Origin of the sequence: Bradyrhizobium sp. ORS 285 (assembly GCF_900176205.1) — a bacterium.
GTDB lineage: Bacteria > Pseudomonadota > Alphaproteobacteria > Rhizobiales > Xanthobacteraceae > Bradyrhizobium.
In genome coordinates, this window is sequence record NZ_LT859959.1 from 5,559,016 (window position 1) to 5,573,265 (window position 14,250).

At 65.8% G+C, this 14,250-nt stretch carries 11 protein-coding genes; 9 read left to right on the forward strand and 2 right to left on the reverse strand.

Going from position 1 to position 14,250, the window contains the following annotated elements; translation table 11 throughout:
* The first annotated feature begins 63 nt into the window (after positions 1–63).
* The 6 genes from BRAD285_RS24985 (at position 64) to BRAD285_RS25010 (ending at position 6,996) form a co-directional block, all read left to right on the forward strand.
* On the forward strand, positions 64–1,143 hold the full coding sequence (locus tag BRAD285_RS24985; protein ID WP_006612831.1) for a BMP family ABC transporter substrate-binding protein: 1,080 nt from the start codon (positions 64–66) through the stop codon (positions 1,141–1,143).
* A gap of 195 nt (positions 1,144–1,338) precedes the next feature.
* Entirely contained in the window at positions 1,339–2,937 is a 1,599-nt protein-coding gene (locus tag BRAD285_RS24990) for an ABC transporter substrate-binding protein (RefSeq protein WP_006612830.1), read from the forward strand.
* A gap of 110 nt (positions 2,938–3,047) precedes the next feature.
* A complete protein-coding gene (locus BRAD285_RS24995; protein ID WP_006612829.1) occupies positions 3,048–4,058 on the forward strand; it encodes an ABC transporter permease subunit in 1,011 nt (336 codons plus the stop codon).
* Positions 4,055–4,966 carry an ABC transporter permease subunit gene (locus tag BRAD285_RS25000; protein ID WP_006612828.1) on the forward strand — a complete coding sequence of 304 codons (912 nt, stop codon included), beginning with the start codon at positions 4,055–4,057 and terminating at the stop codon, positions 4,964–4,966. The genes BRAD285_RS24995 and BRAD285_RS25000 overlap by 4 nt, the downstream gene beginning before the upstream one ends.
* 27 nt (positions 4,967–4,993) lie before the next feature.
* Entirely contained in the window at positions 4,994–6,022 is a 1,029-nt protein-coding gene (locus BRAD285_RS25005) for an ABC transporter ATP-binding protein (protein ID WP_006612827.1), read from the forward strand.
* Positions 6,019–6,996 carry a peptide ABC transporter ATP-binding protein gene (locus tag BRAD285_RS25010; protein WP_006612826.1) on the forward strand — a complete coding sequence of 326 codons (978 nt, stop codon included), beginning with the start codon at positions 6,019–6,021 and terminating at the stop codon, positions 6,994–6,996. Before BRAD285_RS25005 ends, BRAD285_RS25010 begins: the two co-directional genes overlap by 4 nt.
* 9 nt (positions 6,997–7,005) lie before the next feature.
* Here BRAD285_RS25010 and BRAD285_RS25015 read toward each other — a convergent pair whose 3' ends face one another.
* The gene (locus tag BRAD285_RS25015) at positions 7,006–8,352 is read right to left on the reverse strand and encodes an 8-oxoguanine deaminase (protein ID WP_006612825.1); all 1,347 of its coding nucleotides are present in this window, start codon (positions 8,350–8,352) and stop codon (positions 7,006–7,008) included.
* Positions 8,353–8,492: 140 nt separating this feature from the next.
* Between BRAD285_RS25015 and BRAD285_RS25020 the strand changes: the two genes are divergently transcribed.
* Together BRAD285_RS25020 and BRAD285_RS25025 are read left to right on the forward strand one after the other, a co-directional pair.
* Positions 8,493–9,317: an FAD binding domain-containing protein gene (locus tag BRAD285_RS25020; protein ID WP_006612824.1), complete on the forward strand. Its 825-nt coding sequence runs from the start codon at positions 8,493–8,495 to the stop codon at positions 9,315–9,317.
* The gene (locus tag BRAD285_RS25025; RefSeq protein WP_006612823.1) at positions 9,314–12,028 is read left to right on the forward strand and encodes a molybdopterin cofactor-binding domain-containing protein; all 2,715 of its coding nucleotides are present in this window, start codon (positions 9,314–9,316) and stop codon (positions 12,026–12,028) included. Before BRAD285_RS25020 ends, BRAD285_RS25025 begins: the two co-directional genes overlap by 4 nt.
* A gap of 26 nt (positions 12,029–12,054) precedes the next feature.
* Here BRAD285_RS25025 and BRAD285_RS25030 read toward each other — a convergent pair whose 3' ends face one another.
* Positions 12,055–12,363, reverse strand: coding sequence for a hypothetical protein (locus tag BRAD285_RS25030; RefSeq protein WP_006612822.1), 309 nt, complete (start codon positions 12,361–12,363; stop codon positions 12,055–12,057).
* Positions 12,364–12,700: 337 nt separating this feature from the next.
* Between BRAD285_RS25030 and BRAD285_RS25035 the strand changes: the two genes are divergently transcribed.
* Positions 12,701–13,885, forward strand: a complete 1,185-nt coding sequence (locus BRAD285_RS25035; protein ID WP_006614055.1) for a urate hydroxylase PuuD — start codon at positions 12,701–12,703, stop codon at positions 13,883–13,885.
* Positions 13,886–14,250 lie beyond the last annotated feature (365 nt).

A 14,250-nucleotide genomic window follows, 5' to 3' on the forward strand; every position in this document is an offset into this window, starting at 1 on the left:
CTGCGATGGGGCGCGGCGCTTGGGATCACCGGTTTTTCCCCTGACTGTTTGGAGACGATGACCATGATAAAAAGGCTTCTGGGCGCGGCCGCCGCGCTGGTGCTGGCGGGGAGCATCGCCGGCGTGGCGCATGCCGCCGACAAGCTGAAGGTCGGCTTCATCTATCTCGGCCCAATCGGCGATCTCGGCTGGACCTATCAGCACGAGCTCGGCCGCCAGGCGCTGGTCAAGGAGCTCGGCGACAAGATCGAGACCACCTATCTCGAGAACGTGCCGGAGGGTCCGGACTCCGAGCGCGCCATCGAGCAACTCGTCCGCGCCGGCAACAAGCTGATCTTCACGACGTCTTTCGGCTACATGGACCCGACGCTGAAGGTGGCCAAGAAGTATCCGAACGTGCATTTCGAGCACGCCACCGGCTACAAGCGCGACAAGAACATGTCGACCTATTCGGGCCGCTGGTACCAGGGCCGCTACATCCAGGGCCAGATCGCGGCCAAGATGTCGAAGGCCGGCGTGCTCGGCTATATCGGCTCGTTCCCGATCCCCGAGGTCGTCTCCGGCATCAACGCCACCATGTTGGGCGCGCAGTCGGTCAATCCGAACATCAAGGTCAAGATCATCTGGGTCAACACCTGGTTCGACCCGGGCAAGGAGGCCGACGCCGCCAAGGCGCTGCTCGATCAGGGCGCTGATATCATCATGCAGCACACGGACAGCCCGGCGGCGATGCAGGTCGCGGCCGAGCGCGGCAAGCTCGCCTTCGGCCAGGATTCCGAGATGATCAAGTTCGGCCCGAAGGCACAGCTGACCTCGATCCTCGACACCTGGGGCCCCTACTACATCGCCCGCGTCAAGGCCGAGCTCGACGGCACCTGGAAGTCCGAGGACACCTGGGGCGGCCTCGACTCCAAGATGTTCGAGATGGCGCCCTACACCAACATGCCCGACGACGTGAAAAAGATGGCCGAGGAGACCCAGGCCGCGATCACCTCGGGCAAGCTGCATCCGTTCAAATGCCCGGTCGTCGGGCAGGACGGCAAGGAGGTCGAGTGCAAGGGCGGCGACCACCTCGCCGACGGCCAGATCCTCGGCATGAACTTCTACGTCAAGGACGTCGACGACAAGCTGCCGGGCAAGTAAGCGAGGCGACAACCAAATGCCCTGCCGCCGATCGGCGGCGGGGCAGACTTTCTCCGAGGTCGGGCACCGCGCCGGCGGTTGCTCAATCCTACGATGCATTGACAGCAGGAACACCCGATAGCAAGGTCATGGCAGACGCCGCGGTGCAGCCGATGGGCGCATGAGCGTCGCCAGTTCCCACCCGGAGTTCCAACCGTGAACAGATATCACCTGCTCGTTGCCGTCTGCGCATCGGCGCTGCTGGCAAGTCCGTCCGCTTTTGCGAAGACACTTGTGTTCTGCTCAGAGGGCAGCCCGGAGAACTTCTATCCCGGCGTCAATACGACCGGAACATCGTTCGATGGCAATGAGCCGATCTACAACCGTATCGTCGAGTTCGAGCGCGGCGGCACCCAGGTGGTTCCGGGCCTCGCCGAAAGCTGGACCATCTCCCCGGACGGCACCACCTACACCTTCAATCTGCGCAAGGGCGTGAAGTGGCACAGCTCGAAATCGTTCAAGCCGACGCGCGACTTCAACGCTGACGACATTCTGTTCTCGATCGAACGCCAGTGGAAGGAGGACAATCCCTATTTCAAGGTGACCAGTCCGAACCATTCCTATTTCGGCGACATGGCGATGCCGAAACTGCTGAAATCGGTCGAGAAGACCGACGACTACACGATCAAGATCACCCTCAATCAGCCGGAAGCTCCGTTCCTCGCCGATCTCGCGATGCCGTTCGCGGCGATCCAGTCGAAGGAATATGCGGATGCGATGCTGAAGGCCGGCACGCCCGAGAAGATCGATCAGGATCCGATCGGCACCGGTCCGTTCTATCTGGTCCAGTATCAGAAGGACGCCGTGATCCGCTACAAGGCGTTCCCGCAATATTGGGGCGGCAAGGCCAAGATCGACGACCTCGTCTATGCGATCACGCCGGATTCCTCGGTGCGCTGGGCCAAGCTGCAGAAGGGCGAATGCGATGTGATGCCCTATCCCAATCCGGCTGACATCGACGCAATCCGCAAGGATCCCAACGTCACGGTGCTGGAGCAGCCCGGTCTCAATGTCGGCTATCTCTCCTTCAACACTCAGAAGAAGCCGTTCGACGACGTGCGCGTTCGCAAGGCGATCAGCATGGCGATCAACAAGAAGGCGATCATCGACGCCGTCTATCTGTCGACCGGCATCGCGGCCAAGAACCCGATCCCGCCGTCGATGTGGTCCTACAACGATGCCGTCAAGGACGATCCCTATGATCCCGAGGCAGCCAAGAAGCTGCTCGCCGAAGCCGGATTTCCGAACGGCGTGGAGACCGATCTGTGGGCCATGCCGGTGCAGCGGCCCTACAATCCGAACGCCAAGCGCGTTGCCGAGCTGATGCAGGCCGACCTCGCCAAGATCGGCGTCAAGGCCGAGATCAAGTCGTACGAATGGGGTGAATACCGCAAGCGGCTGCAGGCCGGCGAGCACCAGATGGGCATGCTCGGTTGGACCGGCGACAATGGCGATCCCGACAACTTCCTGCACACCCTGCTGGGCTGCGCTTCGGCCCAAACGGCATCGGGATCGAACATCGCCAAGTTCTGCTACAAGCCGTTCGACGATCTGGTCGTAAAGGCCAAGACGGTCAGCGACCAGGCCGAGCGGACCAAGCTGTATGGCGAGGCTCAGGTGATCTTCAAGGAGCAGGCGCCCTGGTTCACCATCGCCCATGCTGTGCAGCTCAAGCCCGTCAGCAAGCGCGTGATCGACTTCAAGCTGTCGCCGTTCGGCCGCCACAGCTTTTACGGCGTCGACGTCAAGGACTAGCCGACGACGGTGCGGAGCGGCTGCCCGCTCTGCACCTGATCCATTCGACTGATGCTGCGGCGACTGCCGAACGATTTGACTTCTTGCGATCGAGGACCACAGAGCAAGGCATGCTTCGATTTGCTTTGACCCGCCTGAGTCTCGTGGTTCCGACCTTCATCGGCCTCACTCTGCTCGTGTTCGTGCTGATCCGCCTGATCCCGGGCGATCCGATCGAGACCATGGCCGGCGAACGCGGCATTGATCCGGCGCGTCTGGCGCAGCTGCGCAAGGATTACGGCTTCGATCAGCCGGTGCTGGTGCAATACGGCTTCTATCTGGCGCGGCTGGTGCACGGCGATCTCGGGCGCTCGATCGTCACCCATGAGCCGGTCATCTCGGAATTCCAGAGCCTGTTCCCCGCCACGGTCGAACTGTCGGTCTGCGCCATCCTGTTTGCGCTCTGCATCGGGCTGCCGGCCGGCATCATTGCCGCCGTCCGGCGCAACTCGATCTTCGACCACGGCGTGATGGGGATCTCGCTGACCGGCTACTCGATGCCGATCTTCTGGTGGGGCCTGCTGCTGATCCTGCTGTTCTCGGTTCAGCTCGGATGGACGCCGGTGTCGGGCCGGATCGCGGTGCAATATTTCATCGAGCCGGTCACCGGCTTCCTGCTGATCGATACGCTGCTGGACGGCGATGTCGGCGCGTTCAGGTCGGCGCTGTCGCATCTCGTATTGCCGACGATCGTGCTCGGCACGGTGCCGCTCGCGGTGATCGCGCGCATGACGCGGTCGGCCATGCTGGAGGTGCTGGGCGAGGACTATATCCGCACCGCTCGCGCCAAGGGCCTGCCGCGCTTCCGCGTGATCGCGATCCACGCACTTCGCAATGCCCTGATCCCGGTTGTGACCGTCATCGGGCTGCAGGTCGGCGTGCTGTTCACTGGCGCCATCCTGACCGAGACGATCTTTTCCTGGCCGGGTGTCGGCAAATGGCTGATCGAGGGCATCAACCGTCGCGACTATCCGGTGCTTCAAGGCGGCACGCTGCTGATCGGGGCGATCGTCATGACGGTCAATCTGCTGGTTGATATTGCCTACGGGCTGATCAATCCGCGCATCCGGTACTCGCGATGAGTAGCGAGAGCATCGAGACCCGTGTCGCCGCAGCTCGGGCCGGCGCCCCGCCGTCGCCGCTGATGGAATTCTGGCTGGATTTCAGGAAGAACGCCGGCGCGGTCATGGGCCTCCTCGTGATCGCGATCCTGGTCCTGCTGGCGCTGTTTGCCGATGTCGTGGCGCCGCATTCGCCGGTGCTGACCAACAACGCGGCGTTCCTGAAGCCGCCGTTCTGGCAACAGGGCGGGTCGCTCACCTACCCGCTCGGCACCGATGCGATCGGCCGCGATATTCTGTCCCGCCTCATCCACGGCTCCCGGCTGTCGCTGCTGATCGGGATCGCGGTGGTGGCGCTGTCGGTGATCTCCGGAACGATCCTCGGCCTGGTCGCGGGCTTTCTTCGCGGCACGACCGAGATCACCATCATGCGCCTGATGGACATCACCCTGACCTTGCCGAGCCTGCTGCTGGCGATCGTGATCGTTGCGATCCTTGGGCCCGGCCTCATGAATGCCATGCTGGCGGTCGCGATCGTGCTGCTGCCGCATTATGTACGGATCGCGCGCGCCGCCGTCATCAGTGAGGTCTCCAAGGACTACGTCACCGCGGCCAAGGTCGCGGGCGCCGGCCGGCTGCGGTTGATGTTCAAGGAGGTGCTGCCGAATTGCGCGGCGCCGCTGATCGTGCAGGCGACGCTCGGCATTTCCACCGCGATCCTGGACGCGGCCGCGCTCGGCTTTCTCGGTCTCGGCGCCCAGCCGCCATCGCCGGAATGGGGGACCATGTTGGCGGACGCTCGCGAATTCGTGCTGCGGGCCTGGTGGGTCGTCACCCTGCCGGGCCTCGCAATCCTGCTGACCGTGCTCGCCTTCAACCTGCTCGGCGACGGGCTGCGCGACGCGCTCGACCCGAAGCTCAAACGATGATGCAGACAAAGCCGTAAGGGCGATCCGATGCCGCTTCTCGAGATCGAAAATCTGTCGGTCGCCTTCCCGTCGCGCAACGGCATGGTGCGGGCCGTCGACGGCGTCAGCCTCACGCTCGACGCAGGCGAGGTGCTCGGTATCGTTGGCGAGTCCGGGTCCGGCAAGAGCGTCGGTATGCTCGCTCTCATGGGGCTCGTTCCTCATCCCGGACGCGTCCAGGCCGACAAGCTGCTGTTCGAGGGGCGCGACCTGCAGCGCCTGTCCGACCGCGAGCGGCGCGCGCTGACCGGCAAGGACGTCGCGATGATCTTCCAGGAGCCGACGACCTCGCTCAATCCCTCCTTCACCATCGGCTATCAACTGGCCGAGAGCTTGCGGATCCATGAGGGAATGGACCGCAAGGCGGCACGGCGGCGCGTGATCGAGCTCTTGGAGCAGGTCGGCATTCCCGCCGCGGAAAGCCGGTTGTCGGCCTATCCGCACCAATTGTCGGGCGGCATGAACCAGCGCGTCATGATCGCGATGGCGATTGCCTGCAATCCCAAACTCCTGATCGCCGACGAGCCGACGACGGCACTCGACGTCACCATCCAGGCGCAGATACTCGATCTCCTGCTGTCGCTGCAGCGCGACCGCGGCATGGCGCTGATCCTCATCACCCACAACATGGGCGTGGTCGCGGACACGACCGAGCGGGTCGCCGTGATGTATGCGGGCCAGATCATGGAGCAGCGTCCGACCGAGAGCCTGCTCGCAGCCCCCCAGCATCCCTACACGGCCGCCTTGCTGGCTGCGCGCCCAGAGGTGAGCGACGGCGGGCGTCTCGCCACCATTCCCGGCGTGGTGCCCGGCGTCTACGATCGGCCGCGCGGCTGTCTGTTCAGCCCGCGTTGCGCCTATGCGACGCCGGTGAGCGACGACATCCGTCCCGAGCTGCGCCCCTGGCGCGATGGTCTGATCCGTTGCCATTATCCGCTCGGTGATCCCACGCGGGAGCAGCGCCTCGCAGCCGATCGCGGTCGTGCCGGTGCTCGCGCGCACGAGGCTTCGTCATGACTGCGCTCGTCACCGCCCGCGATCTCAAGCAGAGCTACCAGGTCAAGCAGGGCCTGTTCCGCGCGCCGGCGCATCTGCAGGCGGTCGGCGGCGTCTCGTTCGCAGTCGATGCCGGCAAGACGCTGGCGATCGTCGGCGAATCCGGTTGCGGAAAGTCGACCCTCGCCAGACTCGTCACGCTGATCGAGAAGCCGACAGCCGGCACGCTCACGCTTGACGGACTCGACGCCGTCAATCCGCCCGCCGGCGCGGCGCAGACTTTGCGTCGCACCGTGCAGATCGTCTTCCAGAATCCCTATGGCTCGCTCAACCCGCGCAAGCGCGTCGGCGCCATTCTCGAAGAGCCACTGATCATCAATACCAGTCTGAGCCGCGGCGAACGGCGGGCCCAGGCGCTCGACATGATGGCCAAGGTCGGGCTGCGTCCGGAGCAGTATGGACGCTATCCGCACATGTTCTCCGGAGGACAGCGGCAGCGCATCGCGATCGCCCGCGCCCTGATGCTGCGGCCGAAGCTCCTGGTCGCCGACGAGCCGGTCTCTGCGCTCGACATGTCGGTGCAGGCACAGGTGCTCAACCTGTTCGCAGACCTGCAGCGTGAGCTCGGCCTCGCCTACCTCTTCATCTCGCACGATCTCGGCGTGGTCAGGCACATCGCCGACGACGTGCTGATCATGTATCTCGGCCTGGTGATGGAGCACGGGCCGAAGGAACGAATCTTCGCAAGGCCGCTGCACCCCTACGCCCAGGCGCTGGTCGATGCGACGCCGGGTCTCGGGCGCAAACGTCAGCGCATCGTGCCCAAGGGCGAACTGCCCTCGCCGCTCAACCCGCCAGCGGGCTGCGTGTTTTCCACCCGCTGCCCGCATGTGACCGATCTCTGCCGCACGCAGCGGCCGGCCCTGCGCCCGATCGACGGCCGCCTCGTCGCCTGCCATTACGCCGAGCGCTTTCTGGAGACGCAAGGGACCTGACGGCTGCATTCACCCCGCCTGCATGCGACGCGCCGCCGCGCTGTGCCGGCCGATCAGACCAGCGATATCGAGACCCGGAATGGCACCGTCGACCACGGTCCAGCGGCCGCCGACCATCACGCGATCGGCGCGGTGCGCGCCGCACAGCACCAGCGCGGCGATCGGATCGCCGGCTCCTGAGAAACGCAGCTCATCCAGCTTGAACATTGCGATATCCGCAGCCTTCCCCACCGCGATCTCACCCAGCTCAGGTCGTCCCACGCACGCGGCCGAGCCCTTCGTCGCCCAGCGCAAGGCATCCTTGTGGCTGATGCGCGTGACGCCGTAGCGCGCCCGCTGCAGCAGGAAGGCGGCGCGCACCTCCTGCATCAGGTTGGAGCCGTCGTTGGATGCGGAGCCGTCGACGCCCAGACCGATACCGACGCCCGCCTCCTCCATCTCGCACACCGGGCAGCAGCCGGACGCGAGCAGCTGGTTCGAGCAGGCGCAGTGGCTGATGGTGGTCTTCGCCTTGCCAAGTCGCTTCATCTCCTCGGCGTTGAAGAAGATGCCATGCGCCAGCCAGGTGCGCGGGCCGAGCCAGCCGTTCTGCTCGAGGTAGTCGAGCGGACGGCAGCCGAACATCGCTTCGCAGAAGCGGTTCTCGTCCTCGGTCTCCGCCAGATGTGTATGCAGGCGCACGTCGAGCTTGTCAGCGAGCGCCGCCGTCTTCTGCATCAGCGATCCCGTCACCGAGAACGGCGAGCACGGCGCCAGCGCGATCTGCACCATCGCATCCGGCCCGCGCTCGTGATAGGTCGCGACCACCCGCTCGCTGTCGGCGAGGATCGTGTCCTCGTCCTGCACCACGCTATCCGGCGGCAGGCCGCCATCGCGCTCCGACAGGTTCATCGAGCCGCGCGTCAGCAGCACACGAATGCCGAGCCGTCTGGCGGCAGCGACCTCGATGCCAACGGCATCTTCGAGACCCGCGGGAAACACATAGTGATGATCGGTCGTCGTGGTACAGCCCGACAGCATCAGCTCGGCCATTGCGAGCGTGACGGCCGCATCGAGCGACTCCGGCGTCAGCTTCGCCCAGATCGGATACAGCGCCTTCAACCAGGGGAACAGCTCGCGGTCCATCGCGGCCGGCAGCGCCCGCGTCAGCGTCTGGTAGAAGTGATGATGCGTGTTGATCAGCCCGGGGATCACGACATGGGCGCTCGCGTCGAACGCGACGGCGCCGTCGGTTGCAGGCTCTTTCCCGGCGGCGACCAGCTCGACGATGCGGCCGTCCTTGACGACGACACCGCGCGCGGCGTCCTCGGCCAGAATGGCGAGCGGGTCCTTGATCCAGATCGGCGTCGTGCTCATGGCTGCCTCGTCTCGCTGATGACGTCTTCGTATCGTCTGTAGGCCTGCAAGCGCAGGGCCAGCGTCATGCTATTGTCAGTTGGCGTCGGTCTTGCAAGGATTTGACCCGCAATCCGCCGCGCCAATGAGCTTGCGTCACCATGGACCTGAACACCATCACCGAGGTCGTGCGCCCGCGAACACGGGCCGAGCTGCCCGCCTGGAAGGCAGGCGATGCCTGGCTGGCCGGCGGCACCTGGCTGTTCTCGGAACCCCAGGCGCAGCTGTCGCGGCTGATCGATCTCGGCGATCTCGCCTGGCCGGCGCTGACCATCAGCGATGACGGCTTGAGCATCGCTGCGACCTGCAGCGTTGCCGAGCTCGATGCGCTGCCCTGCCCGGCCGACTGGATCGCGGCGCCCCTGATCGACCGATGCTGCCGGGCGTTCCTCGCCTCGTTCAAGATCTGGAAGACGGCGACCGTCGGCGGCAATCTCTGCATGTCGCTGCCGGCCGGACCGATGATCTCGCTGCTTGCCGCGCTCGAAGGCGTCTGCACGATCTGGAGGAATGACGGGACCGAGCAGCGCATCACGGTGGTGGACTTCGTCACGGGCAACAACAGCAACGTGCTCGCGCCCGGCGATCTGCTGCGCCAGATCGAGGTGCCACTCGCCGCATTGAAGCGGCGCAGCGCGTTCCGCCAGATCGCGCTCAGCCCGGTCGGCCGCTCCGGCGCGCTGCTGATCGGCACGCAAGGGCGCGACGGCGACCTGCTGCTCACCGTGACCGGTTCGACCGTCAGGCCGCTGCAGCTCCGCTTCGGCACCATGCCGGACGAAGCCGCGCTGCGCGCCGGCATTCTCAGCGACATTCCTGATGCGCTCTATCATGACGACGTCCATGGCAAGCCGGCCTGGCGCAAGGCGATGACGCTGCGCCTCGCCGAGGAGATCCGCGCCGAACTCGCAGGCATCAGGTCATGAGCGTGATCGTCGACGGCAAAGTGGTCGAGACTGCGCCGCGCCCGGGACAGTGCCTGCGCACGTTCCTGCGCGACACCGGCCATTTCGGCGTCAAGAAAGGCTGCGACGCCGGCGATTGCGGCGCATGTACCGTGCTGCTCGACGGTGAGCCGGTGCATTCTTGCCTGATCCCCGCGTTTCGCGCCGACGGCAAGGCGGTCACGACGGTTGAAGGTCTCGCCACCGACCACGGCCTGCATCCGATGCAGCAGGCGTTCCTCGATGCGCAGGCGTTTCAATGCGGGTTCTGCACCGCGGGCATGATCGTCACCTGCGCCTCGCTGAACCAGGCCCAGAAGAAGGATCTCGACGCGGCGCTGAAGGGCAATCTGTGCCGCTGCACCGGCTATCGCGCGATCGAGGATGCGCTGCTCGGCCGCTCTCATGTCGAAGACGTTGGGGCCGGCGAGGCCTTCGGCCGCAGCCTGCCGGCGCCGGCAGGTCCCGACGTCGTGCGCGGCCAGGCGCGCTACACCTTCGACACGGCGATTGAAGGCCTGCTGCACATCAAGCTCGTGCGCTCGCCGCATGCGCATGCGCGGATCATCGGCATCGACAAGGCCGCGGCGCTGGCGGTGCCCGGGGTGCATGCGGTGCTGACGCATGAGGATGCGCCGGCGACGCTGTTCTCGACCGCGCGGCACGAGCAGAACTGGATGGATCCGGCCGACACGCGCGTGCTCGACGACACCGTCCGCTTCATCGGCCAGAAGGTCGCGGCCGTCGTCGCGGAGTCCGAGGCGGCCGCCGAGGAAGGCTGCAGGCGCCTCGTGGTCGACTACGAGATCCTGCCCGCCGCGATCCATCCGGAAGCGGCGATCGCGCCGGGCGCGCCTATCATTCACGCCGGCCGAGGCAGCGAGCATCGCATCGCCGACGTCGGCCGCAACATCGCCGCCGAGACCCATGGCGAATTCGGCGACGTCGCGGCCGCGCTCGCCTCGTCTGCCGCGACCTATGAAGGCACGTTCACGACCCAGCGCGTGCAGCACGCCGCACTGGAAACCCATGGCGGTCTCGCTTGGCTCGACGATGACGGCACGCTCACGGTCCGCTCCAGCACGCAGGTGCCGTTCCTGACGCGACGCGCGCTGTGCGAGATCTTCGCTCTCGCGCCCGACAAGGTCCGCGTGCTCTGCGCGCGCGTCGGCGGCGGCTTCGGCGGCAAGCAGGAGATGTTCGTCGAGGACATCCTGGCGCTCGCGGCGTTGAAGACCGGCCGCCTCGTCAAGCTCGAATTCACCAGGGAGGAGCAGTTCATCGCGACCTCGACGCGGCATCCGATGCGCGTCACCGTCAGAGCCGGCGCCGACAAGGACGGCAGGCTCACCGCGCTGCAGCTCGACGTGCTCTCCAACACCGGCGCCTACGGCAACCACGCCGGGCCGGTGCTGTTCCATGCCTGCGGCGAGTCGATCTCGGTCTACAATTGTCCGAACAAGAAGGTCGACGGTCGCGCCGTCTACACCAACACGGTGCCCGCCGGCGCCTATCGCGGCTACGGCCTGCCGCAGACCACCTTCGCGGTGGAGGCCGCCATCGACGAATTGGCGCTGCAGCTCGGCATCGATCCCTTCGAGATGCGCCGTCGCAACATCGTCAGGCCGGGCGATCCCATGCTGACGCCGCCCGGCTCCGACCACAGCGACGTGCTGTACGGCTCCTACGGTCTCGACCAGTGTCTCGATCTCGTCGAGCGCGCCATGGCCGCGGACACGCCGGCAGCGGAGTTGTCGGACGATTGGCTCACGGGCGATGGCATCGCACTGACCATGATCGACACCGTCCCGCCGGATGGCCACTTCGCTGACGCCGCCATCAGCCTGCGCGACGATGGCGGCTTCACGCTGACCGTCGGCACCGCCGAGTTCGGCAACGGCACCAGCACCGTGCACCGCCAGATCGCCGCGACCGTGCTGGGCACCACGGTCGATCGCATCACGCTCAAGCAGTCCGACACCGCGCATGGCGGTCACGACACCGGCGCCTATGGCTCCACCGGCACCTTCGTCGCGGGCCGCGCGACGCAGGCTGCAGCCGAAGCACTGGTCGAGAGGATCAAGAGCTTTGCAGCGGATCGCTGGACGGTCGCGCCGACCGAATGCCGGATCGCCGACAACGCGGTCAGTTGCGGCACGCAGCGGCTCTCCTTCGCCAGCATCGCCAGCCTCGGCGGAGGACAACTGACGGCGTCGGGGAATTCGCAGGGCACGCCGCGCTCGGTCGCGTTCAACGTCCAGGGATTCCGCGTCGCCGTGAACAAGCACACGGGCGTGGTCAGGATCCTCAAGAGCGTGCAGGCGGCGGATGCCGGCCGCGTCGCCAATCCGATGCAGTGCCGCGGTCAGATCGAGGGCGGCGTCGCGCAGTCGCTTGGAGCTGCGCTGTATGAGGAGATCGTCATCGATGACACCGGGCGCGTGGTGAATCCGCGGTTCCGCGACTATCATCTGCCGTCCTATGCCGACGTGCCGCGCACCGAGGTGCTGTTCGCCGCGACGCATGACAGCATCGGCCCGCTCGGCGCGAAGTCGATGAGCGAGAGCCCGTACAATCCGGTCGCCGCCGCGCTCGGCAACGCGATCCGTGCCGCGACCGGCATCCGCTTCACCGCCGTGCCGTTCAAGCCGGACCGGCTGTTTCCGCAGCTGCAGGAGACGTTCGGCGGTTGAGCCGGGAGGGCAAGAACGTGGCTGCGCTATTGCTTGGGCCTGCGGTCGTAGGACCAACCGAACACGCCGCTGCGCTGGGTCTCGGGCTCCGGCTCCGCGGCCGGCTCCGGCGCGGGTTGAGCGGCCGCCTGCGGCGGCGACACTGGCGCGACCGGCTTCGGAATGCTCTCGCACTTCATCGAATAGACCAGCTTGCCGTCCTCGGTGCGCCCGATCGGTGCGCAGGCCTCGGCGCGCTTGGCGGCCGCCTTCGGTGCAGGCGCCGACTGCGCCCAGGCGCCTTGCGTCAGGGCGGACTGCACCGCTACCAGAATGATCAGGCCAAGTCTCTTCATCACAACTGCCTTGATTTGCTGTCGGTGCCATTGAACGCAATCGCATCGAAGAAGTCCATTGCATCGGACGAACAACGCCTACAGTCGGCCAGGGCTCACAATTCTCGAGATAAGATCGAGCTGTGGCCGCGTGGACGGTGCGCTCCCTCTCCCCGTTCTTACGGGGAGAGGGTTGGGGTGAGGGGCAACCACACCCACCGACCTCGCGGAAAGCCCCCCTCACCCGGATTGCATCTGACGATGCAATCCGACCTCTCCCCGCGCGCGGGGAGAGGTAAGGCCCCCGCAAGCGGCTCGACTTTGGCTCGCATGAACAACACCAGGAGTTAACCGCGCGATGTGGGCTTCGATCGTATCGGAATGGCTGAGCCTGATCTTCCGCTGGCTGCACGTGATCGCAGCCGTCGCCTGGATCGGCAGCTCGTTCTATTTCATCGCGCTCGACCTCAGCCTGAAGCCGCGCGAGGGCCTGCCGAACGGGGTGATGGGCGAGGCTTGGCAGGTGCATGGCGGCGGCTTCTATCACATCGTCAAATATTTGGTGGCGCCGGCGCAGATGCCGAGCGAGCTCACCTGGTTCAAATGGGAGGCCTACACCACCTGGCTGTCCGGCTTCGTGCTGATGATCGTGGTGTATTATCTCAACGCCGACCTGTTCCTGGTCGACAAGTCGATCCTCGATCTCACGCCATTCCAGGCCGGCCTGTTCAGCTTCGGCTCGCTGGCGCTGGCCTGGCTGCTCTACGAAGGCGCCTGCCGCAGCGGGCTGGCGAGGCACGAGCTGCCCTTCGCGATCGGCGGCTACATCTTCCTCGTCGCGCTCACCTATGCCTTCACCCACGTGCTGAGCGGCCGTGGCGCCTTCAACCAGATCGGCGCGATCATCGGCACCATCATGGTCGCCAACGTGTTCGCGGTGATCATCCCCAACCAGAAGAAGATCGTCGCTGCGCTGCTCGCCGGCCAAGCGCCGGATTCCAAGCTCGGCAAGGCCGGCAAGGAGCGCTCGGTCCACAACAACTATCTGACGCTTCCGGTCGTGGTGCTGATGATCAGCAATCATTATCCGCTGCTGTTCGGCACCCGATATAATTGGGTGATCGTCGCCATCGTGCTGGCGCTCGGCCCCGTGATCCGGCACTTCTTCAACGAGCGTCACAAGGGTCATGCGTCGCCGTGGTGGGTGTGGGGCGTCGCGGCCGCGGGCATGATTGCTATCCTGCTGTTGTCCGCCGCCGGCCCGCGTGATGCCAAGACGACGGCCGCAGCGACGCCGAGCTTCACTGAAGTCACTGATATCGTGACCTCCCGCTGCAGCATGTGCCATGCCGCCGAGCCGGTGTGGGACGGCATCGTCACCCCGCCGAAGGGCGTGTTGCTCGACACCGCCGACAACATCCAGCGCAATGCGCGACTGATCGCACGCAACGCAGCGTGGTCGAACGCGATGCCGCCGGGCAACATCACAGAGATCACGGGCGAGGAGCGCGCCGTGCTCGCGGCCTGGGCCGGCACGCAGTAGCGGCGGCACGCGCTTGATCCGTAGGGTGGGCAAAGGCGCGCCATCGCAGTCGGCATGATGCGCCGCTCCATCGCGCGCCGTGCCCACCATTCGCTCCGTTGATGCGGATACGCGGTGGGCACGCTGCCGTCCTGCGGACGGCTGCTTTGCCCACCCTACAGCAGCTCCAAACTCCGCCGTACTCCCGGCCTCGAGCCGGGACCCATACCCCCAGGGTGCGGTTCGAGGCACGCTGGTCATTGGCATTTTTGCTCATCACCAGCGCTGCGGCGTATGGGTCCCCGATCGGCGCCGCAACGCGCTGTCGCGCGTCGCGGCTTGTCCGGGACGACGATGAGGGAACAGCTGCTTCACATTTCAAAGAG

Coding starts and splice junctions, on each gene's coding strand:
- BRAD285_RS25000 (WP_006612828.1), top strand. CDS start 4,055: ATGAGTAGCGAGAGCATCGAGACCCGTGTCGCCGCAGCTCGGGCCGGC.
- BRAD285_RS25025 (WP_006612823.1), top strand. CDS start 9,314: ATGAGCGTGATCGTCGACGGCAAAGTGGTCGAGACTGCGCCGCGCCCG.
- BRAD285_RS24995 (WP_006612829.1), top strand. CDS start 3,048: ATGCTTCGATTTGCTTTGACCCGCCTGAGTCTCGTGGTTCCGACCTTC.
- BRAD285_RS25020 (WP_006612824.1), top strand. CDS start 8,493: ATGGACCTGAACACCATCACCGAGGTCGTGCGCCCGCGAACACGGGCC.
- BRAD285_RS25005 (WP_006612827.1), top strand. CDS start 4,994: ATGCCGCTTCTCGAGATCGAAAATCTGTCGGTCGCCTTCCCGTCGCGC.
- BRAD285_RS25030 (WP_006612822.1), bottom strand. CDS start 12,363: ATGAAGAGACTTGGCCTGATCATTCTGGTAGCGGTGCAGTCCGCCCTG.
- BRAD285_RS25010 (WP_006612826.1), top strand. CDS start 6,019: ATGACTGCGCTCGTCACCGCCCGCGATCTCAAGCAGAGCTACCAGGTC.
- BRAD285_RS25015 (WP_006612825.1), bottom strand. CDS start 8,352: ATGAGCACGACGCCGATCTGGATCAAGGACCCGCTCGCCATTCTGGCC.
- BRAD285_RS25035 (WP_006614055.1), top strand. CDS start 12,701: ATGTGGGCTTCGATCGTATCGGAATGGCTGAGCCTGATCTTCCGCTGG.
- BRAD285_RS24985 (WP_006612831.1), top strand. CDS start 64: ATGATAAAAAGGCTTCTGGGCGCGGCCGCCGCGCTGGTGCTGGCGGGG.